The organism is Streptomyces sp. NPDC050704 (assembly GCF_040654355.1).
GTDB lineage: Bacteria > Actinomycetota > Actinomycetes > Streptomycetales > Streptomycetaceae > Streptomyces.
In genome coordinates this window covers 1-25,313 of record NZ_JBFAHW010000047.1, presented here as the reverse complement: position 1 = coordinate 25,313, position 25,313 = coordinate 1, and the positions used below count along the sequence as shown (strand labels likewise).

Sequence of the window (25,313 nt, the reverse complement as noted above, 5' to 3'; positions counted from 1 at the left end):
TGAAACCCGGACTCGCGAGGTGGCTGCGGGCTAGCGGCCCGTCACCACATCCAGTGCGGTGCCGGACCAGCGTGTGAGTTGAGCGCGCAGCCGGCCCAATCTCAAGCAGTCACCCGACCCGCAGGCTCGCCGGTATGTCCGGCCGGCTCCGCCGCCGCAAGGTGGAGGGACCAGAGCCTGCGGGTCGTCTGCGTCTGTCTCAGTGGGCGATGTCCTCGTAGCCCTCGATCTCCCGCGGATTGCGGGTGCCCGGGCCCACGTAGCGGGCGGACGGGCGGACGAGTCGGCTCGTGCGCTTCTGTTCGAGGATGTGGGCGGACCAGCCTGCCGTGCGGGCGCAGGTGAACATCGAGGTGAACATGTGGGCCGGGACCTCGGCGAAGTCGAGGACGATGGCGGCCCAGAACTCGACGTTGGTGGCGAGTACGCGGTCCGGGCGGCGGGCGTGCAGTTCCGCCAGGGCCGCCTTCTCCAGGGCCTCGGCGACCTCGAAGCGGGGGGCGCCGAGTTCGCGGGCGGTGCGGCGGAGTACTCGGGCGCGGGGGTCCTCGGCGCGGTAGACGCGGTGGCCGAAGCCCATGAGGCGTTCGCCCTTGTCGAGGGCGTGGCGGACGTAGGCCTCGGCGTCGCCGGTGCGTTCGATCTCCTCGATCATGCCGAGGACGCGGGAGGGGGCGCCGCCGTGGAGGGGTCCTGACATCGCGCCTACGGCTCCGGAGAGCGCCGCTGCCACGTCCGCGCCCGTCGAGGCGATGACGCGCGCGGTGAAGGTGGACGCGTTCATGCCGTGTTCGGCCGCCGAAGTCCAGTAGGCGTCCACGGCCGCGACGTGTTTGGGGTCGGGTTCGCCGCGCCAGCGGATCATGAAGCGTTCTACGACGGACTGGGCCTTGTCGATCTCGCGCTGCGGGACCATGGGCAGGCCTTGGCCGCGGGCGGACTGGGCGACGTACGAGAGGGCCATGACGGCGGCGCGGGCGAGGTCGGCGCGGGCCTGCTCCTCGTCGATGTCGAGGAGGGGCTTGAGGCCCCAGACGGGGGCGAGCATGGCGAGCGCGGACTGGACGTCGACGCGGATGTCGCCGGAGTGGACGGGGATCGGGAACGGTTCGGCGGGCGGCAGGCCGGGGTTGAAGGCTCCGTCGACGAGCAGTCCCCAGACGTTGCCGAAGGAGACGTGGCCGACCAGATCCTCGATGTCGACGCCCCGGTACCGCAGGGCGCCGCCCTCCTTGTCCGGTTCGGCGATCTCCGTCTCGAAAGCGACGACTCCTTCGAGTCCGGGTACGAAGTCGGACATCAGGCGGCTCCTCATGATGTGGACGACAGATGGTTCGTGGGATTTGAGAGGTGCTTTTGAGAGGTGCTTGTGACCATATGTCTGTGTGGGTGGTGGTCGTCCGGTTCCGCGGTCGCCTCGTGGACTCGCGGTCCGTACGCCGGTACGTCTTCCCGGTGATGCCCCGTGCGGTCGGCGGTCACCCAACCGTTTCGGCAGCAGGACGATATCTGTTGGTGTCACCTTTGGGGAGAGGACGCGGCACTCAGTGCCACGCAGTGATGAAGCGCACGCCCGCCGCCCGCGCCTCGGAATGCGGCGGGAATACGGCAGGATGACCGCGTGACCGACCGTGACCCTGTCCTCGACCCGGCGTTGATGCGCAAGCAGTACCGGGCCGAGGGACTCGACGAGACCGAGCTTGCCGACGATCCGATGGAGCAGTTCGCGCGCTGGTTCGCGCAGGCCACGCGGGCCGCGGTGGAGGGTGCCGTCTACGAGCCCAACGCGATGGTCGTCTCGACGGCGGACGCCGAGGGCCGGCCGAGTTCGCGGACGGTGCTCCTGAAGCAGTACGACGAGCAGGGGTTCGTCTTCTACACCAATTACGAGTCCCGCAAGGCTCGCGACCTCGCCGGGAATCCGTATGTCTCGCTGCTCTTCCCGTGGCATCCGATGGCCCGGCAGGTCCTCGTCACCGGTGTCGCGCGGCGTACGGGGCGGGACGAGACGGCCGCGTACTTCCGTACCCGTCCGCACGGTTCGCAGTTGGGGGCGTGGGCCAGTGCCCAGTCCTCGGTGATCTTCTCCCGGGCCGAACTCGACGCGTCATACGCCGAGTTGGCCGCCCGCTATCCCGAGGGGGAGCAGGTTCCGGTTCCTCCGAACTGGGGTGGTTTCCGGGTCGCTCCGCAGTCGGTGGAGTTCTGGCAGGGCCGGGAGAACCGGTTGCACGACCGCTTGCGGTATGTGGCGGAGGCGGACGGGTCGTGGCGGGTGGAGCGGCTGAGCCCTTGAGGCGCCTTCCGCTCTTGAGGTGCCTTCAGTAACTCTTGAAACTCTTGCGGCGCCGTCAGTCCAGCGTGCCGTCCAGGATGTCCGCCCACTGGGCGACGACGCGTTCCCGGCGTCCCGCGTCGTCCGTGAGGAGGTTCGCCAGGCCCAGGCCGCGGGCCATGTCGAGGAGGCCCTGGACGGTTTCGCGGACGCCGGGGCGGGATTCGTCGGCGTTGAGCAGGTCCACGGCGATGTGATGGGTCTCGCGGCCGACACGGGCTTCGAGTTCCGTGACGCGGGGGCGCAGCTGTTCCTCGTTGGAGGCGGCGACCCAGAGGTGGAGGGCGGCGCGGAACAGTGGTCCGGTGTAGAGGTCGACGAGGGCGGCGACCACCGCGCGGCGGTCCGCGGCGCCTTCGGGGAAGAGGGCGCGCAGGGCGGTGGAGCGTTCTTCGGCGACGTATTCGACGGCTGCGGTGAAGAGGTCCTCGCGGGTCGGGAAGTGGTGCTGGGCGGCGCCGCGGGAGACGCCGGCACGTTCGGCGACGACGGAGACGGTGGAGCCCGCCCAGCCGTGTTCGGCGAGGCAGGCGACGGCGGCTTCGAGGAGGCGTTGCCGGGTGGCGCGGCTGCGGTCCTGTTTGGGTACGCGTTCGACGGCCGGCGCGCCGTTCACCACGGCACTGTTCACCGCACCACTGTTCACAGCAGCCATGAGGGGTCCCGTCGTTCGAGGAAGGCCGTCATCCCTTCGCGGGCCTGTGCGGAGGAGAACAGCTGGGCCGAGAGCGCGGTCAGGGCGGCCGCGTCTTGGTCGAAGGTGTCCAGCACCTTAGCCGTGAGCAGCCGTTTCGTCTCGGCGAGCGCGTGTGGGGAGGCTCGGCGGAATCCGTCGAGGATGGGTGCGAGTACGTCGTCGGCGTCGTCGCCCGCCGCTGTGATGAGGCCGATGCGGGCGGCTTCGGTGGCGTCGAGGCGTTCGCCGGTGAGGTAGTAGCGGGCGGCGGCGCGCGGGTCGAGGCGGGGCAGCAGGGGCAGTGAGATGACGGCGGGGGCGACTCCGATGCGTACTTCCGTGAAGGCGAAGGTGGCCTGCGTGGAGGCGGCCGCGATGTCGCAGGCGCCGAGGAGTCCGAGGCCGCCCGCGCGGACGTGGCCGGTGACGCGGGCGGCGACGGGTTTGGGCAGTTCGACGATCTGTCGCAGGAGGGCGACCAGGAGGTCCGGGTGCGGCGGGTCGCGCAGGTCGGCGCCCGCGCTGAAGGTGTTTCCGGTGTGGGTCAGGACGACGGCGCGTACGTCGCCGTCCTTGCCGCACTCGGTGAGCGCGTCCGCGAGCTCCCCGACGAGTCGGGCGGAGAGGGCGTTGCGCCGCTCGGGCGCGTCGAGCGCGAGGGTGGTGATGCCGCGCTCGTGCGACCGCCGCACCAGGGTCATGCGCGCTCCCCCAGTTGCCGCTGTTCCCGCAGTTGCCTCCGGAGGATCTTCCCGGAGGCCGCCCTGGGCACGCCGTCGATGAAGGTCACGTGCCGGACCTTCTTGTACGGGGCGACGTGGGCGGCGACGTACTCCATCACCTCACCTTCGGTGAGGTCGGTCGCCGACGGCTGGCGGACCACGTATGCCTGGGGGACTTCGTTGTTGTCCTCGTCGTAGACGCCGATGACGGCGGCGTCGGCGATGCCCGGGTGGGTGAGGAGGAGGGCTTCGAGTTCGGCCGGGGCCACTTGGAAGCCCTTGTACTTGATGAGTTCCTTGACGCGGTCGACGACGTACAGCCAGCCGTCGGCGTCGACGTGTCCGACGTCTCCGGTGTGTACCCAGCCGTCGGCGTCGATCAGCGCGGCGGTGGCTTCGGGGTGGCCCAGGTAGCCCTTCATGACCTGCGGTCCGCGGATGGCGATCTCACCGCGTTCGCCGGCGCCGGCGTCCTTGTCGGGGTCGTCGAGGGAGAGGATGCGCATCTCCGTGCCGGCGATGAGTTTTCCGACTGTTCCGGGGGGTGGGTTTTCGACGTCCAGGGGGACGACGTGGGTGCCGGGCGAGAGTTCCGTCATGCCGTACGCCTGGGCGATGGGCGGCAGGCCGAGCCTGCGTGAACAGGCGGCCGCGAGCTCGGCGTCCAGGGGTGCTGCCGAGCTGACGATGTACTGCAGGGACGACAGGTCGTAGCCCTCGACGGCCGGGTGCTTGGCGAGGGCGAGGACGATCGGCGGGGCCACGTACAGGCCGGTGATGCGGTGTTTCTCGATGGCGGCGAGGAACGTGTCGAGGTCGAAGCGGGGCAGGACGACGACGGTGGCGCCCTGCCGCAGGGGCGCGTTCATGAGGGCGGTGAGCCCGTAGATGTGGAAGAACGGGAGGACGGCGAGGATGCGGTCGCCGGGGCCCATGCGCAGGGTGGGTGCCAGTTGGGCCAGGTTGGTGGCGATGGACCGGTGGGTGAGCATCACGCCCTTGGGGATGCCGGTCGTTCCGGAGGAGTACGGGAGGGCCGCCACGTCCTCCACCGGGTCGATGTCGATCTCCGGTTCGGGGGCCGTGGAGCCCAGCATGTCGAGCAGTGAGCGGTGTCCGGGTGCCTGGTCGCAGACGAAGATCTCCCGTACGCCGCCGGCGAGTTCGGCCGCCGCGCGGGCGGTGTCCAGGAGGGGTGACACGGTGACGATCCACTCGGCGGCGCAGTCCCGCAGCTGTTTGGCGAACTCCTCGGGTGTGGCGAGCGGGTGGACGGTGGTGACCGACGCTCCCGCGCGCGTGGCGGCGAAGAACGCGACGGGGAAGGCGACGGTGTTGGGGCTGTGCAGGGCGAGCACGTCGCCCTTGCGGACGCCGAGGTGGGCCAGCTCGGCCGCTATGCGCCGGTGGAACGTGTCCAGTTGGGCGTAGGTGAGGGTCATGCCGTTCACGCCGTCGATGAGGGCGGGTGTGTCGCCCCGGGAGGCGGCGCGGCCCAGCACCGCCTCGTGGATGGGCTCTTCGACGGCGGGGACGTCTTCGTACTCACTACGGAACACCATGGCGGGCCCTCTCCAGAAGTCACAAAGTCGAACCGGAAGCCGGAAATCGGAGGCCGGAGCCCGGAAGCCGGTCCGGCAGCCGGAAAGCTGTACGAGAGATAGTGCTAGTAGGACTTCGGCAGGCCCAGGGTCTGGTGCGACACATAGTTGAGGATCATTTCCCGGCTGACGGGTGCGATGCGGGCGACCCGGGACGCGGTGATGAGCGAGGCGAGGCCGAACTCGCTGGTCAGGCCGTTGCCTCCGAGGGTGTGTACGGACTGGTCGACGGCTTTCACGCAGGCTTCGGCGGCCGCGTACTTGGCCATGTTGGCGGCCTCTCCGGCTCCGGCGTCGTCCCCGGAGTCGTACAGGAACGCCGCCTTCTGCATCATCAGGCGGGCCAGTTCGAGGTCGATGTGCGCCTGCGCGAGGGGGTGGGCGATGGCCTGGTGGGCGCCGATGGGCTCCCGCCAGACGGTGCGTTCGCGCGCGTAGGAGACGGCCCTGGAGAGCGCGTACCGGCCCATGCCGATCGCGAACGCGGCCGTCATGATGCGCTCGGGGTTGAGGCCGGCGAAGAGTTGGAGCAGGCCCGCGTCCTCGTCTCCGACGAGTGCGTCGGCGGGCAGCCGCACGTCGTCGAGGGTGAGCTCGAACTGCTTCTCCGCGCCGTGCAGTTCCATGTCGATCTGCCGCCGCTCGAAGCCGGGTGCTTCGCGCGGGACGATGAAGAGGCAGGGCTTGAGTTTTCCCGTACGGGCGTCTGCTGTGCGACCGACGATGAGGGTGGCGTCGGCGATGTCGACGCCGGAGATGAACACCTTGCGGCCTGTGAGGATCCAGTCGGCGTTGGCGTCGGTGCCGTTGCCGTCCCGGCGGGCGGTGGTGGTGATGCGGTGGCTGTTGGAGCCGGCGTCGGGTTCGGTGATGCCGAAGGCCATGGTTCGGGTGCCGTCGGCGAGGCCGGGGAGCCACTGTTGCTTTTGGGCGTCTGTGCCGAAGCGGGCGATCACCGTGCCGCAGATGGCCGGTGAGACGACCATCATCAGGAGGGGGCAGCCTGCGGCGCCCAGCTCCTCCAGGACGATGGAGAGCTCGGCTATGCCGCCGCCTCCGCCGCCGTACTCCTCCGGGAGGTTGACGCCCAGGTAGCCGAGTTTGGCTGCCTCGGACCAGAGTTCGTCGGGGTGGGCTCCGGTTGCGATGACCTTGGTGAGGTAGTCGCGGCCGTAGCGGTTGCCCAGGGCGGATACGGCGGATCGGAGGGCCTTGTGTTCGTCTGTTTCGAGGACGGTGGTCATGGGGCTCCTCAGGGGGAGGGCGGTGATGCCGTCTGGAGGGTGCGGGTTGTTCGTGGCTTGTCGCGCAGTTCCCCGCGCCCCTAACGGGGCACGACCACTGCCAGCAGTGCGCCCAGCTCGACCTGTTGGCCAGGAGCCGCGTGCAGAGCCGTGAGCGTGCCTGTGGTGGGTGCTGAGATCTTGTGTTCCATCTTCATTGCCTCCAGCCAGATGAGGGGCTCTCCGGCCCGTACGGAGGCTCCGGCGGTGAGGCCCTCGGCGACTCGGACGACCGTGCCGGGCATGGGGGCGAGAAGTGAGCCGGGGGCGCGGTCGGCCTCGGGGGCGGGGAAGCGGGGCAGGGCTGTGAGCACGGTGGTGTTCACGTGCACGTGGTCGCCGTAGCGGGCCACCTCGAACTTGCGCTGTACGCCGTCCACTTCGAGTACGACCAGGTCGGCGCCGGCGCTCACCACGCGCACCCCGTCCGCGGTCAGGCCCTCCCGGGTGTGCCGGTAGCGGGCCTCGTGTTCGTCGCCGTTCATCAGGTAGCGCTTCGTCTGCGGTTGTGAGGGCAGGTTGCGCCAGGCGCCGAAGCGGGAGCGGCCGTGGGCGTCCGCGAGGGCGGCGGCCAAGGGGGCGTACGGGTCGGGGGCCGGCTCGGTCAGTCCGGGAAGGTGGCGTTCGTAGAAGCCGGTGTCCATGCGGGCCGTGGTGAACTCCTCGTGGCGCAGGGAGCGTACGAGGAGGTCGCGGTTGGTGACCGGGCCGTGGATGGTGGCGCGCTCCAGGGAGCCGGCGAGTTTCCGGACGGCCTCCGCGCGGGTGGGGGCGTGGGCGACGGCCTTGGCGAGCATGGCGTCGTAGTGGACGCCGATCTCGTCGCCGTCGGTGTAGCCGGTGTCCAGGCGGGCCTCGGGGACGGTGAGGCGGTGCAGGGTGCCGGTCTGCGGGGTCCAGCCGGTCGCCGGGTTCTCGGCGTACAGGCGGGCCTCGACGGCGTGGCCCCGCGCGCGTGGGGGGTCGTTTTCGAGGGGCTGTCCTTCGGCGATCCGGATCTGGAGTGCCACCAGGTCCACGCCGAACACCTCCTCGGTGACGGGGTGTTCGACCTGGAGGCGGGTGTTCATCTCCAGGAAGTGGGCCTTCGGTCCGCGTGTGGGATCGGTCGCCGGGGCGTCGGCCACGAGGAACTCGACCGTGCCCGCGCCTATGTAGTCGACCGCGCGGGCGGCGCGTACGGCCATCGCGTACAAGGAGTCGGTCAGTTCGGAGGTCAGACCCGGGGCCGGGGCCTCCTCGATCACCTTCTGGTGGCGGCGCTGGAGGGAGCAGTCGCGGGTGCCGAGCGGCCACACCGTGCCGTGCGTGTCGGCGAGGATCTGTACCTCGACGTGCCGGCCGCCTTCTACGTAGGGCTCGACGAAGACCTCGCCGTCGCCGAAGGCGCTGAGGGCCTCGGCGCGGGCGGCCGCCAACTCGGCGTCCAGATCGTCCAGTTCCCGTACGACCCGCATGCCGCGTCCGCCGCCGCCCGCGGCCGCCTTCACCAGCACCGGGAGGTCGTCCGCGGTGACGTCTTTCAGGGGCTCAAGGCCCATCAGTTCCTTCGCCCGGGTCTTGGAGGCCATCGCCTCGATCGCCTCGGGCGGCGGGCCGATCCAGGCGAGGCCCGCGTCGAGGACGGCCCGGGCGAAGTCGGCGTTCTCGGACAGGAAGCCGTACCCGGGGTGCACGGCGTCCGCGCCCGCCGCGACGGCGGCCTTCACGATCAGGTCGCCGCGCAGGTATGTCTCGGCGGGCGTCGCGCCCGGGAGGCGTACCGCCGTGTCGGCCACGCGCGCGTGGAGGGCGTTCTCGTCGGCGTCGGAGTGCACGGCGACGGTTCGGATGCCCAGCTCGCGGCAGGTGCGGAAGACGCGGCAGGCGATCTCGCCCCGGTTGGCGACGAGGAGGGACGTGATCACGCGGGGGGACGTGCGGGGGAACGTCATGGAGGACCTCTCACATCCGGAAGACGCCGAAGCCGCCGCGCACGCCCTCGTAGGGGGCCGTGTGGATGGCGGACAGGCACAGGCCGAGGACGGTTCGGGTGTCGCGCGGGTCGATGACCCCGTCGTCGTACAGCCGGCCGGACAGGAACATCGGCAGGGACTCGGACTCGATCTGCTGCTCGACCATGGCGCGCAGGGCGGCGTCGGCGTCCTCGTCGTACGGCTGCCCCTTCGCGGCGGCGGACTGCCTGGCGACGATCGACAGGACGCCTGCGAGCTGCTGGGGGCCCATGACGGCGGACTTGGCGCTGGGCCAGGCGAACAGGAAGCGCGGGTCGTAGGCGCGGCCGCACATGCCGTAGTGGCCCGCTCCGTAGGAGGCGCCCATGAGGACGGACAGGTGCGGGACCTTCGAGTTGGACACCGCGTTGATCATCATCGCGCCGTGTTTGATGATGCCGCCCTGCTCGTACTCCTTGCCGACCATGTAGCCGGTGGTGTTGTGCAGGAAGAGCAGCGGGATGTCGCGCTGGTTGGCCAGCTGGATGAACTGGGCGGCCTTCTGGGACTCCTCGCTGAAGAGCACGCCCTGGGCGTTGGCCAGGATGCCGACCGGGTAGCCGTGGAGGGTCGCCCAGCCGGTGGTGAGGCTCGTCCCGTAGAGGGGCTTGAACTCGTCGAAGTCGGAGGCGTCGACGATGCGGGCGATGACCTCGCGCGGGTCGAAGGGGGTGCGCAGATCCCCCGGGACGATGCCCAGGAGTTCGTCCTCGTCGTACTTGGGCGGGGCGACCGGGCCCGGATCGGCGTACGCCTTGCGGTGGTTGAGGCGGGCGACCACCCGCCGCGCCTGCCTGAGGGCGTCCCGCTCGTCGACGGCGAAGTGGTCGGCGAGGCCCGACACGCGCGCGTGCATCTCGGCGCCGCCCAGGGACTCGTCGTCGCTCTCCTCGCCGGTGGCCATCTTCACCAGCGGCGGACCGCCGAGGAAGACCTTCGCCCGCTCCTTGACCATGATCACGTGGTCGGACATGCCGGGGATGTACGCGCCGCCCGCGGTGGAGTTCCCGAAGACGACGGCGACGGTCGGGATTCCGGCGGCGGACAGCCGGGTGAGGTCGCGGAAAATCGCTCCCCCAGGGATGAAGATTTCCTTCTGGGAGGGCAGATCGGCGCCGCCCGACTCGACGAGGCTGATGCAGGGCAGCCGGTTGGCGAGGGCGATGTCGTTCGCCCTCAGTGCCTTCTTCAGGCTCCAGGGGTTGCTGGCGCCGCCGCGTACGGTCGGGTCGTTCGCGGTGATCAGGCACTCCACGCCCTCGACGACGCCGATGCCGGTGACGAGGGACGCGCCCACCGCGTACTCCGGGGAGGCACTCCCCCAGGCGGCGAGCGGCGACAGCTCCAGGAACGGTGTGTCGGGGTCCAGGAGCAGCTCGATGCGCTCACGGGCGAGGAGTTTGCCTCGCGCCCGGTGCCGGGCCACGTACTTCTCGCCGCCGCCCGCGAGGGCCTTCGCGTGCTCGGCGTCGAGTTCGGCAAGCTTGCCGAGCATGGCCTCGCGGTGGGCGGCGTACTCGGGGCTCCTCGTGTCGAGCGCCGAGGGGAGGACGGTCACAGCAGGGCCTCCGGTATGTCCAGGTGGCGGGAGCGCAGCCATTCGCCGAGGGCCTTGGCCTGCGGGTCGAAGCGGTGCTGGGCGGCGACACCCTCGCCGAGGATGCCTTCGACGACGAAGTTCAGGGCGCGCAGGTTCGGCAGGACGTGGCGTACGACGGTCAGGTCGGCGGTCTCCGGGAGGAGTTCGCGGAAGCGGTCGACGGTGAGGGTGTGCGCCAGCCACCGCCAGGCGTCGTCCGTGCGGGCCCAGACGCCGACGTTCGCGTTACCGCCCTTGTCGCCGCTGCGGGCCCCGGCGACGAGGCCGAGGGGGGCGCGTCGGGTGGGTGCGCCGACGGTGGTCGAGGGCTCGGGCAGTGCCTCAGGCAGGGGCTCGGGCAGAGGCTCGGGCAGGGGTGGTTCCGGTGGTGTCTCCAGTGCGCGGGTGTCCTGGGGCGGGGTGACATGGATCCGGCGCCCGTCGTGGAGGACCGCCACATGGTCCACCTCCACATGGGGGACGTACACATCCTCGAACACCCCATAAGGAGCACCCTTTCCCGGTGGTGCCATCACATGGAACCCGGGGTAGCTGCCGAGCGCGAGTTCGACGGCGGCTCCGCTGAGGGTCCGGCCCACCGCGTCCTGGTCGGCGTCCCGCACGACGAGCCGGAGCAGGGCGCTCGCGGTCTCCTCGGTGGGGGCGTCGGGGTGGTCGGTGCGGGCGAGTTCCCAACGGATGTGCGCGGGCCGGGACTTGGCTGCGGCGAGCGCGGCCTCCATCTGGTCCCGTACGAGAGCCGCCTTCTTCTCGATGTCTAGCCCCGTCAGCACGAAGACGACCTCGTTGCGGAACCCGCCGAGCGAGTTGAGCCCGACCTTGAGGGTGGGCGGCGGGGCCTCACCGCGCACGCCGTCGCCGCGTACACCGTCGATACGTACGCGGTCGGGGCCGTCCTGGGTGAGCCGGACGGTGTCGAGACGGGCGGTGACGTCGGGTCCCGCGTACCGCCCGCCGCCCGTCTCGTACAGCAGCTGCGCGGTGACCGTGCCGACGTCCACGACTCCGCCGGTGCCGTCGTGTTTGGTGATGACGCTCGACCCGTCCTCGTGGATCTCGGCGAGCGGGAAGCCGGGGCGGCGGAGCGTTTCGGGGGCGTGGTCGGTGAAGAAGGCGTAGTTGCCGCCGGTGGCCTGGGTGCCGCACTCCAGGACGTGCCCGGCGACGACGGCGCCCGCGAGTCGGTCGTACGCGTCCGCTGCCCAGCCGAAGTGCGCGGCGGCCGGTCCTGTGACCAGCGCGGCGTCGGTGACGCGGCCGGTGACGACGATGTCCGCGCCCGCGCGCAGACAGGCCGCGATGCCCCCGCCGCCGAGATAGGCGTGCGCGGTGACGTGCTGCGGGTATCTCCGTTTGAGGTCGTCGCCCTCGACGTGCGCGACGCGCGCGGGGATGCCGAGCCGGTCGGCCAACTCCCGTACCGCGTCGGCGAGTCCGGCCGGATTGAGGCCGCCGGCGTTGGCGACGATGCGTACGCCTCTCTCGCGCGCGAGGCCGAGGCACTCCTCCAGCTGGCGCAGGAAGGTGCGCGCGTAGCCGCTCGCGGGGTTCTTCAGCCGGTCCCGTCCCAGGATGAGCATGGTCAGTTCGGCGAGGTAGTCGCCGGTCAGGACGTCCAGGGGGCCGCCGGTGAGCATCTCGCGCATCGCGTCGAAGCGGTCGCCGTAGAAGCCGGAGGCGTTGCCGATGCGCAGGGGCGCGACGCTCGGAGGGCCGACGCTCAGAGGGCCGGTCTCCGGACCGGTCTCCGGACCGGTCTCCGGACCGGGCACAGGGGCCGTCACTCCCCGGCCTCCTTCGGGGCGCGGCCCGTGCCGGGCGGCCCCGCGAAGGCCTGTGCGATGTCCAGCCAGCGGTCGGCGTCAGGGCCTTCGGCGCGTACGGCGAGGTCGGCGCGGTTGGCCCGCCGGGTGACGAGGAGGCAGAAGTCGAGGGCGGGTCCGCTGACGCGCTGGGCGGCGCCCTCAGGACCGTACGTCCACAACTCCCCTGACGGTCCGGCGAGTTCGACGCGGAACTCCTCCCCGGGCGCGGTGAGCCCGCGTACCCCGAAGGCGTAGTCCCGGGCCCGCACCCCGATCCGCACCACATGCCGGAGGCGGTCCGTGGGTGCCCGCATCACACCCAGCGTGTCCGCCACGTCCTGACCGTGGGCCCAGGTCTCCATAAGACGCGCGGTAGCCATGGAGGCGACCGACATGGGCGGTCCGTACCAGGGAATGCGCGTCCCTGTGGGTGCCGTGCGCAGGGTCCGCTCCAGCGCCTCCCGACCGGCCCGCCACTCGGCGAGCAGCCGGGCGGGCGGCAGCGCGGCCCGCTCCTCCGCCCCCTCGTCCACGAAGCCGTCCGGCGAGACCAGCGCCTTCTCGACCTCCTTGGCGAAGGCGTCGGCGTCCGCCGCGGCGAGCAGGGCGGCGCGGTCGGTCCAGGCCAGATGCGCGATCTGGTGGGCGACGGTCCACCCCGGGGCGGGGGTGTCGAGCGCCCAGCGCTCCTCCCCCAACTCCCCCACCAGCAGGTCGAGTTCTTCGCTCTCCTGATGCAGATCGTCGATCACGAACGACGACGGATCAGCCACGATGCGCTCCCCTCGGGGCACGACGGTGTGCGGGGCGGTGTGTCCCGGAGCATGGCAGCCTCCTCAGAAACAAGCAAGCGTGCTTGCATTTCACCTCCTGCGTTCTTTCGTTTTTTCGTTCTTCCGTTCCTCGTCACATGTGTGCGTCGGGCTACGTCATAGCGGTGACGGAGCGATTCGCAGAACTCGCAGAGGGAGAAGGATCATGGACGCAGGCACGGGCACGGGCAAGAAGATCGCGGTGGCCGGGGCGACCGGACGAGTCGGGCGCCATGTCGTGGACGTACTGAAGGAGCGCGGGCACGACGTCGTCGCGATGTCGCGGTCCGAGGGTGTGGACGTCGTCACCGGGAAGGGGCTGGTGGAGGCCCTGGCGGGGGTGGAGGTCGTCATCGACGCGGCGAGTACACCCTCTCCGGACCAACAGGAGGCGACCGAGTTCTTCACGGCGGCGGCCCGGAACCTGCACGACGCCGGGTCGAAGGCCGGTGTCGAGCGGCTGGTCGTGGTCTCGATCATCGGTATCGACGGCTCGACCTCGGGCTACAACGCGGCGAAGCTCGCCCACGAGCGGGCGGCGCTCGCGGGCCCGCTCCCGGCACGGGTCCTGCGCGCGGCCCAGTTCCACGAGTTCGTCGAGGTGCTGATGCAGTGGGGGCGGCAGGGCGACGTCGTGTACGTACCGAAGATGCGTACGCAGCTGGTCGCCGCCCGGACCGTCGCCGAGGCGCTCGCCGACCTGGCCCTCGCCCCCGGGGCCGACTCCGACGGGACGACGTTCCCGGAGGTCGCGGGACCGCGCGAGGAGAGCCTGGAGTCGGCGGCGCGTCTGGTCGCGGCCCGCCGCGGGGACCAGGTCGAGATCGTGGCCGTCAGCGACCCGGCCAATCCGGACCGCGAACTCTTCGAGAACGGCGGACTGCTGCCGGGCGCGCACGCACGGTTGGCGGGGCCGTCGTTCGAGGAGTGGATCGACGTCCCGTCGTGAGGGAACCGACTACCGGCCGGCGGCCCCGAAACCACGGGAACCGCCGTCGGGCACCCGCGGACCCGGTCGAGCGACGGGCACCAGGACCAGGACCAGGCCGGATCACCGATGCGCCGGTAGTCGGCCCCCGGTGTCGCCGGTGCCGCCGGTGCCGCCGGTGCCGCCGGTGCCGCCGGTGCCGCCGGTGCCGCCGGGAAGCTTCGGCCGGTCAGGCTCTGTCGGTGCGAGACCGGAACCGACGGGACGACGCCCCGCCGCTGCCCCGCCGCTCACCTCACCCCACGTTCTTCGCCCTGCCCCGCCCCACCTGGGTCCGTACGGCCCCCATGCTCGCCACGATGACCAGCGCGATCGCCAGGGCCTCGAGCGCGGACAGTGTCTGGCTCAGGACCAGGAAACCGGCGGCCGCGGCGACGGCCGGTTCGAGGCTCATCATGATCGCGAAGGTGGAGGCGGGGAGACGGCGGAGGGCGAGGAGTTCCAGGGTGTACGGGAGGACGGAGGAGAGGACGGCCACGGCGGCGCCCAGCGCGATCACGGTCGGGTCCAGGAGCTTCGTACCGGACTCGACGACACCCAGCGGCAGGAACAGCACGGCCGCGACCGCCATGGCGAGCGCCAGCCCGTCGGCCTGCGGGAAGCGTCGCCCCGTACGGGCGCTGAAGACGATGTACGTGGCCCACATCGCGCCCGCCGACAGGGCGAAGGCGACACCGACCGGGTCGAGGCTGCTGAAGCCCCCGCCGCCCAGGAGGAAGACGCCGCCGAGGGCCAGTCCGGCCCAGACGAGGTTGACGGCGCGGCGGGAGGCCAGGACGGACAGCACGAGAGGGCCGAGCACCTCAAGGGTGACGGCGGGGCCGAGCGGGATGCGGGCGACCGACTGATAGAAGAGCCCGTTCATCGCGGCCATCGTGACGCCGAAGACGACGACGGTGCCCCAGTCGGCGCGCGAGTGCCCGCGCAGCGCAGGGCGGCAGATCACCAGCAGCACGATCGCGGCGACCGCGAGCCGCAGCGCCACGACCCCGAGCGCCCCGGTCCGCGGCATGAGCGTCACCGCGAGCGCGCCCCCGAACTGAACGGAGACGCCTCCGGCGAGTACGAGGCCCACGGGCCCTAGGGAGCCCCGCCGCCGGGCCGGACCCGGGCCGCCGAGCGTGCCTGCGCCCGCGCCTGCGTCCACGCCGACCGACGGGGCCCGCTCTACGCGGGAAAGTCTCACGAGGGCCACCCAAGAAGCTTGAACCTGTACACCATGCTGCACTACAAAGTACAGAGTAATGAACCAGGCAAGGACTGTAAACCCCCGAAGCACCTTACAATCCCCACCAGCCCCCCACGCATACCAAGGTGATTGGAAGGTTTGGGACAGTCCAGGCTGCTCCCGGGTGTCCCAAACCTTCCAATCGCTTACCGTTCCGTCAGGGCCTCCGCCAGTACTTCTGCCAGATGGCGGCCCCGGGTCTCCCCCAGCTGCTCCAGCTGCGTTCGGCAGGAGAAGCCGTCCGCCAGTACCACCGTCCCCTCCGCCGCTGCGCGCACCGCCGGGAGCAGCTGTTCCTCCGCGCAGGCGACGGACACCTCGTAGTGGCCCTTCTCGAAGCCGAAGTTTCCTGCGAGGCCGCAACAGCCGCCGGAGAGTTCGCCGTCCAGGCCCGCCGCCGTGCGCAGGCGGCGGTCGGCCGCGTCGCCGAGTACCGCGTGCTGGTGGCAGTGGGTCTGGCCGACGGCCGGGCGGTCGAGGCGGGGCGGGGTCCAGTTCGGTGCCTGCCGTTCCAGGGCCTCGGCGAACGTCACCACCGAGTCGGCGAGGCGGCGGGCGCGCGGGTCGTCGTGGAGGAGTTCGGGGAGGTCCGTACGGAAGGCGGCGGCGCAGCTCGGCTCCAGAACGACGAGCGGCTCGACCTCGCCCGCGACCTCACCCTCGCTCCCGCTCCCGCCCAAGAGGGGTTCCATGCGGTCCAGCGTGCGCCTCATCACCGTGCGGGCGCGGTCGAGTTGGCCCGTGGAGACGTACGTCAGGCCGCAGCACACCCCGGGCGGCGGCAGGACCACCCGACGGCCCGCGTCCTCCAGGACCCGTACGGCCGCCCGGCCCACCTCGGGCGAGAGGTGGTTCGTGAAGGTGTCGGGGAGGAGGAGGGTGGTGGGCGCGGCTCCCTCGTCACCCGGGTCCGGCACCGACCCAGCCCCGCCGTCACCGCCGCCACCGCCGTCACCACCGACACCACCGACACCACCGACACCGCCATCATCGGCCCCGCGTCGCTCGAACCACCGCCGGAACGTCTCCTCCGCCAGCCGGGGGATCGCACGCTCGGGCGCGATCCCGCCCAGCCGCTTCGCCACGCCGCCCAACACCCCTACCGAGGCGAGGAAGTTGGCCGGGCGAGCCGCTCGCAGCCGCGAGACCGTCCGCAGCCACAGTGGCAACCGGCCCATCGAGTAGTGCGCGGCCGGGCGTCGGCGGCCCTCGTAGTGGTGGTGCAGGAACTCCGCCTTGTACGTGGCCATGTCGACGCCGACCGGGCAGTCGGAGCGGCAGCCCTTGCAGGACAGGCACAGGTCCAGCGCGTCGCGGACCTCCGTGGAGGCCCAGCCGTCGGTCACCACCTCGCCCGCCAGCATCTCGTGCAGCAGCCGCGCCCGGCCGCGCGTGGAGTGCTCCTCCTCGCCGGTCGCGCGGAAGGAGGGGCACATGACGGTGGACGAGCCCGGACCGGTCGTCTCCGTGCGGCACTTGGCCACGCCCACGCACCTGCGTACCGCCGCCGAGAAGTCCCCGCCGTCGTGCGGGTAGCCGAAGGCCACGTCCACCGGTTCGCGCGGGAGGACGGCGAACCGGAGGTTCGAGTCCAGGGGCGCGGGCCGCACCAGCATTCCGGGGTTCAGCAGGTCGTCCGGGTCCCAGACCGCCTTCGCGCGCTCGAAGAGGCCGACCATCTCCTCGCCGTACATCTTCGGGAGCAGTTCGGCCCGCGCCTGCCCGTCCCCGTGCTCCCCGGAGAGTGAGCCCCCGTGGGAGACCACCAGTTCCGCCAGTTCCTCGGAGAAGGTGCGGAAGCGGGCGATGCCTTCGCGGGAGAGGAGGTCGAAGTCGATGCGTACGTGGATGCAGCCGTCGCCGAAGTGGCCGTACGGGGTTCCGCGCAGCCCGTGGGAGGTCAGCAACGCCCTGAAGTCCCTGAGGTACTCCCCCAGTCGGGGCGGCGGCACCGCGCAGTCCTCCCAGCCGGGCCATGCCTCGGTGCCGTCGAGCATGCGGGTCGCCGTGCCGCTCGCGTCCTCGCGGATGCGCCACAGGGTGCGCTGTGCGGCCGGGTCGGTGACCACGAGGGAGTCGACGACGTCCGCGGCGCGCACGATCGCGTCCGCACGCGCGCGTGCCTCCGCCGCCGTCGTGCCGCCCGTCTCCACGAACAGCCAGGCCCCGCCCTTGGGCAGCCCCGCGTCCGGCGGTACGAGATCGGCGGCCATGCCCTCCACCGTCAGCGGTCCGTACGGCAGGAGGCCCGCCGCGGCCGAGGCGGCCGCGCTCTCGTCCGCGTACGCCAGCACGGCCAGCGCACGCGCGCGCGGGGACTCCACCAGCCGTACGACCGCCTCCGTGAGCACGCCCAGGGTGCCCTCGGAGCCGCAGAAGGAGCGGGCGACGTCGGCGCCCTTCTCGGGGAGCAGCGCGTCCAGCGCGTACCCCGAAATGCGGCGTGGGAGGTCCGGGAAGCCGGTGCGCAGGCGCCCCAACTCCGCGTCCACCAAGGTCCGCAGCCCCTCCGGAGCACCTGTCCAGGACTGGCCGAGCGTCAGGGACTCGCCCCTGGCCGTCACCACGGAGAGTCCGCTCACGCTGTCGGCCGTCGTGCCCCAGGCCACCGAGTGGGAGCCGCACGAGTTGTTGCCGATCATTCCGCCGAGGGTGCACCGGCTGTGGGTGGAGGGGTCGGGGCCGAACCGCAGGCCGTGCGGGGCGGCCGCCTCCTGGAGGCGGTCGAGTACGGCTCCCGGCTGGACCACCGCCGTTCGCGCCGCCGCGTCCAGGGACACGATCCGGTTCATGTGGCGGGTGAAGTCCAGGACCACACCGGTGCCCGTCGCCTGGCCCGCGATCGACGTGCCCCCGCCGCGCGCGACGACCGGCACGCCGAGCCGCGCGCACACGGACAGTGCCGCCGCCACGTCGTCGGCGTCTCTGGGCGCGACCACCCCCAGCGGTACACGCCGGTAGTTGGACGCGTCCATGGTCGTCAGCGCCCGTGCGGTCGCGTCGAAGGCGACCTCTCCGCGCACGGCCTTCTGCAGACCGGCCCGCAGCTCCGCTAGGTCCGATTCCGTCATGCCGTGCGCCCTGCCCTGTGTCGTGCCGTCCGCCATGCCATCCCTCATGTCTCCAAGGATGCCTCCCGTCACTGACAGTCACTCGCGGCGATCAAAAGTGATCAAAAGTGAGTCGTCTCGAATCACGGACGAATTGTGAGCGCCGTTCCGAAACCCACCCGTTCCGATCACGAACTCCCATATAGTGACCGCCAGTTGAGCACCAGGTGTCGCATCCCGCCCAGGACACGACCGAGGACACGATTCATGACCGCGCCCACCCCGCAAGCGCGTCCCACCCCAGATCGGACGTCCCTCACGCGCCCCGGAGACGAACGGCCTCGTCTTCGTGCCGTCGTGCCCGCCCCGCTCCTCACCGCCGTACCGGCCGCGCTCGCCGTCGGCGCCGCGCTCGCCCTGGCCCCCGCGTCGGTGCGCGCGCCCCTCGCGTGGAGCGCGGGCGCCGCCGCGGTCCTGCTGTGCGCGGCCGTCGCCGTGGCGAGCCACGCCGTGCAGAAGTCGCGCCTGCTGCGCCGCCGCCTCGAAGCGGCCGCCCAGGACGCCGGCCGGCTGCTCCGGGAACGGGCCCGCGTCACCGAGGAGGCCGCCCTCGAACGCGCCCGGCTCACCGACGAGTTCGACCGGCAGCGCGCACGGATGGCCGAGCAGAACGCCCACCAGAAGGTCCGCCTGGCCGCCGAACTCGACCGGGAGCGCACCCGCCTGAGCGCGGACCACGCGCGCGTGAGCGACGAACTGCGGCAGGCGAGGACCGACTGCGCCGCCGCGATCTCCGCGGCCGCCAACACCGCGGGCCGGCTGCAGGCCCTGGCCACCAGCATGCTCGCCGACCTGCGCGCGATGGAGGAGCGGCACTCCGACGAGGACGTACTCGCCGACCTCCTCCACCTCGACCACCGCACCGCGCAGGCGGGCCGCCTCGCCGACTCCGTCGCCGTGCTCACGGGCGCCCGCTCGGGCCGCCGCTGGGCGCGGCCGATCGTCATGGAGTCGATCCTGCGCGGCGCGATGGGCCGCATCAGCGGCTACCGGCGCATCCGCGTCCACTCGGCCAGCGAGGCCGCCGTGGCCGGGCACGCCGCCGAGGGCGTGATGCACGCACTCGCCGAAATCCTCGACAACGCCGCGAACTTCTCCCCGCCGACGGCCGAAGTGCACGTCTACGTAGAGGAGGTTCCGGCCGGGGTCATCGTCTCCGTGGAGGACAGCGGCCTGGTCATGGGCGAGGTGCAGTTACGCCGCGCCGAGCGCGCCGTCTCCGGTGAGGAGGCGGAGCTCGGCGGCCTCACCGGCACCCGCCTCGGCCTCACGGTCGTCGGCCGTCTCGCCCGCAAGTACGGCCTGAAGATCTCCTTCCGCCCCTCCGCGCGCGGCGGCACGGGCGTCCTGGTCCTCATCCCGCAGGACATCCTCGCGAACCCGGGCCAGACCCGGACTCGGACCCCCACCCCGGCTCCGGCACCGACCGCCCACGAGCCCGCGGCGCCCTTCCCGCCGCCCCGGCCCCGACCCCGGTCCCAACCCCAGGAGTCGTACGCCGCCGCCCGCGCCGTCTCCGACCTGGACCCCGATCCCGTCCCGACCCACGAGTCGCCCGTCCGGCCCGCCGCCGACCACACCGGCAGCCTCCCCAAGCGCCGCCGCGGCAGCACCCTCGCCGAGTCGGAGGCCGACGCCGAGGCCGAGGCCCGGACCCGACAGGCGCAAGCGCAGGCACAGGCACAGGCACAGACGCAGGCCGATCGCTCCGGCACCCAGTACCCGGCCGCACCCGGCGCCCCCGGCGCCCCTCGCTCCGCCCCCGACGACGTGATGGCCCGCGCCGCCCGCTTCAGCAGCTTCCGCCAGGCCGTCCGGGGCAGGGCCGCTGTCGAGCCCGTACAAGCTCAAGCCCGTACGAACCCTGCCACCTCCCACCCGGAAGGCGACCCCACTTCATGACCGGCCCCACCGGCCCCATAGGCATCACCGGCACCACCGGCGTCACGGGCGTCAACGGCGGCCCCGGCGTCACCTCGACCGCCGACGAGCGGCTCGCCTGGCTCGTCGAGGGTCTGCTGGCGCGCACCCCGGGTGCCCGGCACGCGCTCGTGCTCTCCAGGGACGGCCTGAAGCTGTGCCGTACGCCGGAGCTCTCCGTCGACCAGGCCGACCAGCTCGCCGCGATCGCCGCCGGGATCCAGTCGCTGTCCCACGGCGCGTCCGCGGAGTTCGGGGACGGCAGCGGGGGCGTGCGGACGGCGATGGCCGAGTTCTACGGCGGGGTCCTGTTCATCGTGGAGGCGGGCCAGGGCGCCCATCTGGCCGTGATCACGACCGAGGAGGCCGACGCCGGGCTCGTCGGGCACAACATGGGCGAGCTCGTGGAGCAGCTCGGCGGACATCTGAGCGCGCAGCCACGTACGTCATGAGCCGGCCGGGCAGGGACGACGCGCCCGACCGGCTCTACACCGTCACCGGAGGACGCAGCCGGTCCGCGCCCCACACCCCGTTCGACCTGGTGACGCTGATCGTCGCCGAGTGCGGTCCGGCCCCGGGCATGCAGTCGGAGCACTCGGCGATCCTGCGCCTCACCGAACGGCCCACCGCGGTCGCGGAGGTCGCCGCCGAGCTGGGGCTGCCGCTGACCATCACGAAGATCCTGCTCTGCGACCTCCTCGCCGGGGGCCGCGTCAGCGCCCGCCATCCGCGCAGGGTCGTACTCGCCGGTCTTCCCGATCACGACATCCTGGAGCAGGTGCTCGTTGGACTCCGCAACCTCTGACACTCGTACCTCCGACACTCGTACGCCGCTGGGGGCGACCGTTCCCGTGCCCCTGAACGGGCCCCGGTTCCAGGCCGAACCCGCCGAGCTCTACCGGGAGTTGCGGCGCGAGTACGGGCCCGTGGTGCCGGTGCTGCTCGACGGCGGAGTACCGGCGTGGCTCGTCATCGGCTACCGCGAGCTGCACCAGGTCACAGGCGATCCCGTGCTGTTCAGCCGCGACTCGGAGCTGTGGAACCAGTGGGACCGCGTCCCCGACGACTGGCCGCTGCTGCCGGTGATCGGCCGCGGGCGGTCCTCCGTCCTGCACACCGTCGGCGAACGGCACCACGAGCGTGCCGCGTTGATCAGTGACGCCCTCGAAGCCGTCGACCCCTTCGAACTGCGCGCCCTCGCCGAGCGGTCGGCCGACGAGCTGATCGACGCGGTGTGCGCCAAGGGCGCGGCGGACCTCGTCGCGGACTACGCGGCGCTGCTGCCCGTGCGCGTCCTCGCCACCCTCTTCGGCCTCGCCGACAGCCAGGGCCCGGGGCTGGTCGGCGCCCTGAACGACATGCTCGACGGGCGGCAGAACGCCATCGCCGGGCAGCTGCACGTGGCCGCCGCCATGGCCCGGCTGGTCGCGGACCGGGCGGCCCGGCCGGCGGACGACGTGGTCGGCCGCATGCTCGCGACAGCGGCACGTTCAGGGCATCTCCATGGCGGTCCGGGCGGCTTCACGAACGAGGAGATCACCCAGGACCTCATCGTCATGATGGCCGCGGGCCACCAGCCGACCGCCGACTGGATCGGCAACTCGCTGCGGCTGATGCTGACGGACGACCGTTTCGCGGCCTCGCTGTTCGGCGGCCGGCACAGCGTCCCCGAGGCCATGAACGAGGTCCTGTGGGAGGACACCCCCGCCCAGAACGCGGCCGGCCGCTGGGCCTCCCGCGACACCCGGCTCGGCGGCCGTCCCGTCCGCGCCGGCGACCTGCTGCTGCTCGGCCTCCAGGGCGCCAACCACGACCCGCAGGTCCGCACCCACGGCTCCGCCCTCACCGGCGGCAACAGCGCACACTTCTCCTTCGGCCACGGCGAGCACCGGTGCCCGTTCCCGGCGCAGGAGATCGCCGAGGTCATCGCGCGTACGGCCATCGAGGTCGTACTGGACCGCCTGCCGGACATCGATCTCGCCGTACCCGCCGGGTCGTTGACGCGCCGCCCCTCCCCGTGGCTGCGCGGACTCACGGAACTGCCCGTGCGTTTCACGCCTACTCCGGCTCTTGGGGGCGGGCCCGGATGACGGATGACGACCGGGACCGCCCACTGAATCGGCCTCGCGCCCGTGGACACCTCGTCTCACCGGCCGGACCGCGTTTCCACCAGGTTTCACGAAACGGATAGGCTCCCACCGTGGCTGATATCCAGATCCCCGCTGACATCAAGCCCGCCGACGGACGTTTCGGCGCGGGCCCCTCCAAGGTGCGTACGGAGTCGCTGGCCGCGCTCGCCGCCACCGGCACGTCGCTGATGGGCACGTCCCACCGGCAGGCACCCGTCAAGAACCTGGTCGGCAAGGTCCGCGAGGGCGTGAGCAGCCTCTTCTCCCTCCCCGAGGGCTACGAGGTCGTGCTCGGCAACGGCGGCTCGACCGCGTTCTGGGACGTGGCGACGCACGGCCTGATCGAGAACAGGTCGCAGCACCTCACGTTCGGCGAGTTCTCGTCGAAGTTCGCGAAGGCGGCCAAGCTGGCTCCCTGGCTGGCCGAGCCCGACGTCATCACCTCCAACCCGGGCACGCACCCGGAGCCGGTGGCCGAGGCGGGCGTGGACGTCTACGCCCTCACCCACAACGAGACCTCCACCGGTGTCGCCGCTCCCATCAAGCGGATCGCGGGCGCCGACGAGGGCTCCCTCGTCGTGGTGGACGCCACCTCCGGCGCGGGCGGCCTGCCGGTCGACATCGCCGAGACGGACGTCTACTACTTCGCCCCGCAGAAGTCGTTCGCCGCGGACGGCGGCCTGTGGATCGCGATCTTCTCGCCGGCCGCGATCGAGCGCGCCGAGCGCGTCCACGCGTCCGGCCGCCACATTCCGGAGTTCTTCTCGCTGCCGACGGCGATCGACAACTCCCGCAAGAACCAGACGTACAACACCCCGGCCCTCGCCACCCTGTTCCTGCTGAACGACCAGTTGGAGTGGCTGAACGGCCAGGGCGGCCTGGACTGGTCGGTCCGCCGCACGGCGACCTCCTCGCGCACGCTCTACGGCTGGGCCGAGGACGTCAAGTACGCGAACCCGTTCGTCACCGACCCGGCCAAGCGCTCGCAGGTCATCGGCACGATCGACTTCTCGGACGAGGTCGACGCGGCCGCCGTCGCCAAGGTCCTGCGCGCCAACGGCATCGTCGACACCGAGCCCTACCGCAAGCTCGGCCGCAACCAGCTCCGCGTCGCGATGTTCCCGGCGGTCGACCCGGCGGACGTCGAGGCACTCACGAAGTGCGTCGACTACGTGATCGAGAAGCTCTGACCTTCCCCCGCACACGGACAAGGGCGCCCCGCGTTTGCGGGGCGCCCTTCTCTCATGTCCGCTCAGCTCTCATGTCCGCTCAGCGACCGTGGCCGAGAACCCCGGACAAGGTGCGGGCGACCGTGTCGACGGCCGGCTGTACCGCGCCCGACACCTTCGCCGCCGTCGTCGGCGGCTTCGGGTCGGGCAGCTTCTCGCAGACCGCGTCGGCGACGCCGCTGCCGTGCGGCAGCTTGCCGTTGGTGAGGTACGTCGCCAGGTGCTTGTCGAGGCAGGCGTTGCCGCTCAGCGTGATGCCGTGGTTGCCGCCGCCCTCCTCCACCACCAGGCTGGAGCCGCGCAGCAGCCGGGACATGGTGACACCGCCCTGGTACGGGGTGGCCGCGTCGTCCGTCGCCTGGAACAGCAGGGCCGGCGGCAGCTTGGAGTTGGCGACGTTCACCGGCTTCTGCGACTTCGTCGGCCAGAACGCGCACGGCGCGTTGTACCAGGCGTTGTTCCAGGCCATGAACGGGGCCTTCTCGTACACGGCCCAGTTGTCCTTGCGCCACTGGTTCCAGTCGCGCGGCCAGGACGCGTCACTGCACTGCACGGAGGTGTAGATGCTGTAGCCGTTGTCGCCGGAGGCGTCGATGGCGGCGATGTTGTCGTACGCCGTGACCAGCGCGGCGGTGTCGTGGTCGTTGGCGTAGGCCGCGAACGTCTTGGCGAGGGTGGGCCAGTAGGCGTTGTTGTAACCGCCGGGTATGAAGATGTCCTCCAGCTCGGAGGCGCCCACCTTGCCGCCCGCCGGCTTCTTGGCGAGGTCCGCCCGCATGGCGTACCACTTGGCCTCGACCTTCGCCGGGTCGGTGCCGAGCTTGTACGTGGAGTCGTACTTGGCGATCCACGCCATGAGTGCCTTGTGGCGCTTGTCGAAGGCGTAGTCCTGCTGGATGTTGGAGTCGTACCAGACCCCGGTCGGGTCGACGATCGAGTCCAGCACCAGGCGCCGCACCCGCTCGGGGTACAGCTTGGCGTAGACCGCGCCGAGGTAGGTGCCGTACGAGTAGCCGAAGTAGTTGATCTTCTTCGCGCCGAGGGCCTTGCGGATCGAGTCCATGTCCCGCACGGCACTGAGTGTGTTGATGTACGGCAGGAGGTCCGCGTACTTCTTGCCGCATGCCTGGGCGAAGGCCTTGGCGCGGGAGAGGTTGGCCGTCTCGATCGCGGACGTGCTCGGTACGGAGTCCGGGCGCACCGGGTCGAAGTGACCCGGCTTGCAGTCCAGGGCGGGCGTGCTCTCGCCCACGCCACGCGGGTCGAAGCCGATGACGTCGTACTGGGCCGCGACCTCCTTGGGCAGGGAGGAGGCGACGAAGCCGGCCATGCCCAGACCGCTGCCGCCGGGGCCGCCCGGGTTGGCCAGCAGCGGGCCCTGGTACGTCTTCGAGGTGTGCGGTACGCGGGTCAGCGCCAGGGTGATCTTCCTGCCCTGCGGCTTCGCGTGGTCGAGCGGCACCTTCAGCGACGCGCACTGGAGCGTCGGGGTGTCGTCCGTACCGCACGCCTTCCAACCGACCTTCGCGGTCTGGGCGGTCCGGGCGGCCTGAGCCGACCGGGCGGTGTTCGCGGTGTTCGACGCACTGGCGTTGGCGGGGGCGGCGGTGAGTGTCCCGGCCAGCACAACGGTGGCGCCGCACAGTACGGCTGCGGTTCTTCTCATGGAGCTCTCTCAGAACGGTGAGGGGGGTCAGGACCGCGCGTCACGCGGTCCGTGCCGCATCGTTCCGGAAGAGCACGCCATGCACGTACGTATTCGAGCAAGACTTGACCGAACTGAATCATCGCGAGGTCTCAAAAGCCCCCAGAAAAGGGATAGTTGCGTCGTTTACGGAGGCGTCGGTCGGTCGGCGGGAGTGCCCGGTGCGCACCGGGCAC

The 25,313-nt window shown here is 71.5% G+C and carries 19 protein-coding genes; 7 read left to right on the top strand and 12 right to left on the bottom strand.

All coding sequences use genetic code 11. The annotated features are described in order from the left end of the window. Positions 1-199: 199 nt before the first annotated feature. On the bottom strand, positions 200-1,300 hold the full coding sequence (locus tag AB0I18_RS26415) for a citrate synthase 2 (RefSeq protein ID WP_363108052.1): 1,101 nt from the start codon (positions 1,298-1,300) through the stop codon (positions 200-202). Positions 1,301-1,621: 321 nt separating this feature from the next. On the opposite strand from AB0I18_RS26415, the gene pdxH reads away from it, so the two are divergent. After that, a complete protein-coding gene (gene pdxH, locus AB0I18_RS26410) occupies positions 1,622-2,296 on the top strand; it encodes a pyridoxamine 5'-phosphate oxidase (protein ID WP_363108051.1) in 675 nt (224 codons plus the stop codon). 55 nt (positions 2,297-2,351) lie between these two features. Here the strand turns inward: pdxH and AB0I18_RS26405 are convergent, their stop codons facing one another. From AB0I18_RS26405 to AB0I18_RS26370, 8 genes are all read right to left on the bottom strand, one after another. Then, positions 2,352-2,990, bottom strand: coding sequence for a TetR/AcrR family transcriptional regulator (locus AB0I18_RS26405; protein ID WP_363108050.1), 639 nt, complete (start codon positions 2,988-2,990; stop codon positions 2,352-2,354). Beyond that, positions 2,978-3,712: an enoyl-CoA hydratase family protein gene (locus tag AB0I18_RS26400; protein WP_363108049.1), complete on the bottom strand. Its 735-nt coding sequence runs from the start codon at positions 3,710-3,712 to the stop codon at positions 2,978-2,980. Before AB0I18_RS26400 ends, AB0I18_RS26405 begins: the two co-directional genes overlap by 13 nt. After that, positions 3,709-5,292, bottom strand: a complete 1,584-nt coding sequence (locus tag AB0I18_RS26395; RefSeq protein ID WP_363108104.1) for a 4-coumarate--CoA ligase family protein — start codon at positions 5,290-5,292, stop codon at positions 3,709-3,711. The genes AB0I18_RS26400 and AB0I18_RS26395 overlap by 4 nt, the downstream gene beginning before the upstream one ends. Positions 5,293-5,399: 107 nt before the next feature. Further along, on the bottom strand, positions 5,400-6,578 hold the full coding sequence (locus tag AB0I18_RS26390) for an acyl-CoA dehydrogenase family protein (protein ID WP_363108048.1): 1,179 nt from the start codon (positions 6,576-6,578) through the stop codon (positions 5,400-5,402). An 80-nt stretch (positions 6,579-6,658) separates the two neighbouring features. Next, a complete protein-coding gene (locus tag AB0I18_RS26385; protein ID WP_363108103.1) occupies positions 6,659-8,524 on the bottom strand; it encodes a biotin carboxylase N-terminal domain-containing protein in 1,866 nt (621 codons plus the stop codon). Between the two features lie 37 nt (positions 8,525-8,561). Then, complete coding sequence (locus tag AB0I18_RS26380; RefSeq protein ID WP_363108047.1) at positions 8,562-10,169, bottom strand: carboxyl transferase domain-containing protein; 1,608 nt, start codon at positions 10,167-10,169, stop codon at positions 8,562-8,564. Then, positions 10,166-11,935 (bottom strand): acyclic terpene utilization AtuA family protein, encoded by a 1,770-nt coding sequence (locus AB0I18_RS26375; protein ID WP_363108102.1) that lies wholly within the window; start codon positions 11,933-11,935, stop codon positions 10,166-10,168. The genes AB0I18_RS26380 and AB0I18_RS26375 overlap by 4 nt, the downstream gene beginning before the upstream one ends. A 56-nt stretch (positions 11,936-11,991) precedes the next feature. Continuing rightward, on the bottom strand, positions 11,992-12,789 hold the full coding sequence (locus AB0I18_RS26370; protein ID WP_363108046.1) for a TIGR03084 family metal-binding protein: 798 nt from the start codon (positions 12,787-12,789) through the stop codon (positions 11,992-11,994). A 205-nt stretch (positions 12,790-12,994) separates the two neighbouring features. Here AB0I18_RS26370 and AB0I18_RS26365 point away from each other — a divergent pair, with 205 nt between their 5' ends. Continuing rightward, positions 12,995-13,777, top strand: coding sequence for an NAD(P)H-binding protein (locus AB0I18_RS26365; protein WP_363108045.1), 783 nt, complete (start codon positions 12,995-12,997; stop codon positions 13,775-13,777). A gap of 274 nt (positions 13,778-14,051) precedes the next feature. Here the strand turns inward: AB0I18_RS26365 and AB0I18_RS26360 are convergent, their stop codons facing one another. Then, positions 14,052-14,963 carry an EamA family transporter gene (locus tag AB0I18_RS26360; RefSeq protein ID WP_363108101.1) on the bottom strand — a complete coding sequence of 304 codons (912 nt, stop codon included), beginning with the start codon at positions 14,961-14,963 and terminating at the stop codon, positions 14,052-14,054. Positions 14,964-15,190: 227 nt separating this feature from the next. After that, entirely contained in the window at positions 15,191-18,115 is a 2,925-nt protein-coding gene (locus AB0I18_RS26355) for an FAD-binding and (Fe-S)-binding domain-containing protein (RefSeq protein WP_363108100.1), read from the bottom strand. Positions 18,116-18,361: 246 nt separating this feature from the next. On the opposite strand from AB0I18_RS26355, the gene AB0I18_RS26350 reads away from it, so the two are divergent. The 5 genes from AB0I18_RS26350 (at position 18,362) to serC (ending at position 23,393) form a co-directional block, all read left to right on the top strand. Then, positions 18,362-20,056, top strand: a complete 1,695-nt coding sequence (locus AB0I18_RS26350; RefSeq protein WP_363108044.1) for an ATP-binding protein — start codon at positions 18,362-18,364, stop codon at positions 20,054-20,056. After that, positions 20,053-20,526: a roadblock/LC7 domain-containing protein gene (locus tag AB0I18_RS26345; protein WP_363108043.1), complete on the top strand. Its 474-nt coding sequence runs from the start codon at positions 20,053-20,055 to the stop codon at positions 20,524-20,526. The genes AB0I18_RS26350 and AB0I18_RS26345 overlap by 4 nt, the downstream gene beginning before the upstream one ends. After that, positions 20,523-20,879 carry a DUF742 domain-containing protein gene (locus AB0I18_RS26340; RefSeq protein ID WP_363108042.1) on the top strand — a complete coding sequence of 119 codons (357 nt, stop codon included), beginning with the start codon at positions 20,523-20,525 and terminating at the stop codon, positions 20,877-20,879. The genes AB0I18_RS26345 and AB0I18_RS26340 overlap by 4 nt, the downstream gene beginning before the upstream one ends. A 28-nt stretch (positions 20,880-20,907) precedes the next feature. Further along, positions 20,908-22,164 (top strand): cytochrome P450, encoded by a 1,257-nt coding sequence (locus AB0I18_RS26335; RefSeq protein ID WP_363108099.1) that lies wholly within the window; start codon positions 20,908-20,910, stop codon positions 22,162-22,164. Between the two features lie 110 nt (positions 22,165-22,274). Further along, the gene (serC, locus tag AB0I18_RS26330) at positions 22,275-23,393 is read left to right on the top strand and encodes a phosphoserine transaminase (RefSeq protein ID WP_363108041.1); all 1,119 of its coding nucleotides are present in this window, start codon (positions 22,275-22,277) and stop codon (positions 23,391-23,393) included. 79 nt (positions 23,394-23,472) lie between these two features. Here the strand turns inward: serC and AB0I18_RS26325 are convergent, their stop codons facing one another. Then, the gene (locus AB0I18_RS26325) at positions 23,473-25,098 is read right to left on the bottom strand and encodes an alpha/beta hydrolase (protein WP_363108040.1); all 1,626 of its coding nucleotides are present in this window, start codon (positions 25,096-25,098) and stop codon (positions 23,473-23,475) included. Positions 25,099-25,313 lie beyond the last annotated feature (215 nt).

Coding starts and splice junctions, on each gene's coding strand:
- AB0I18_RS26345 (WP_363108043.1), top strand. CDS start 20,053: ATGACCGGCCCCACCGGCCCCATAGGCATCACCGGCACCACCGGCGTC.
- AB0I18_RS26350 (WP_363108044.1), top strand. CDS start 18,362: ATGACCGCGCCCACCCCGCAAGCGCGTCCCACCCCAGATCGGACGTCC.
- AB0I18_RS26355 (WP_363108100.1), bottom strand. CDS start 18,115: ATGACGGAATCGGACCTAGCGGAGCTGCGGGCCGGTCTGCAGAAGGCC.
- AB0I18_RS26405 (WP_363108050.1), bottom strand. CDS start 2,990: ATGGCTGCTGTGAACAGTGGTGCGGTGAACAGTGCCGTGGTGAACGGC.
- AB0I18_RS26365 (WP_363108045.1), top strand. CDS start 12,995: ATGGACGCAGGCACGGGCACGGGCAAGAAGATCGCGGTGGCCGGGGCG.
- AB0I18_RS26340 (WP_363108042.1), top strand. CDS start 20,523: ATGAGCCGGCCGGGCAGGGACGACGCGCCCGACCGGCTCTACACCGTC.
- AB0I18_RS26400 (WP_363108049.1), bottom strand. CDS start 3,712: ATGACCCTGGTGCGGCGGTCGCACGAGCGCGGCATCACCACCCTCGCG.
- AB0I18_RS26325 (WP_363108040.1), bottom strand. CDS start 25,098: ATGAGAAGAACCGCAGCCGTACTGTGCGGCGCCACCGTTGTGCTGGCC.
- AB0I18_RS26415 (WP_363108052.1), bottom strand. CDS start 1,300: ATGTCCGACTTCGTACCCGGACTCGAAGGAGTCGTCGCTTTCGAGACG.
- AB0I18_RS26390 (WP_363108048.1), bottom strand. CDS start 6,578: ATGACCACCGTCCTCGAAACAGACGAACACAAGGCCCTCCGATCCGCC.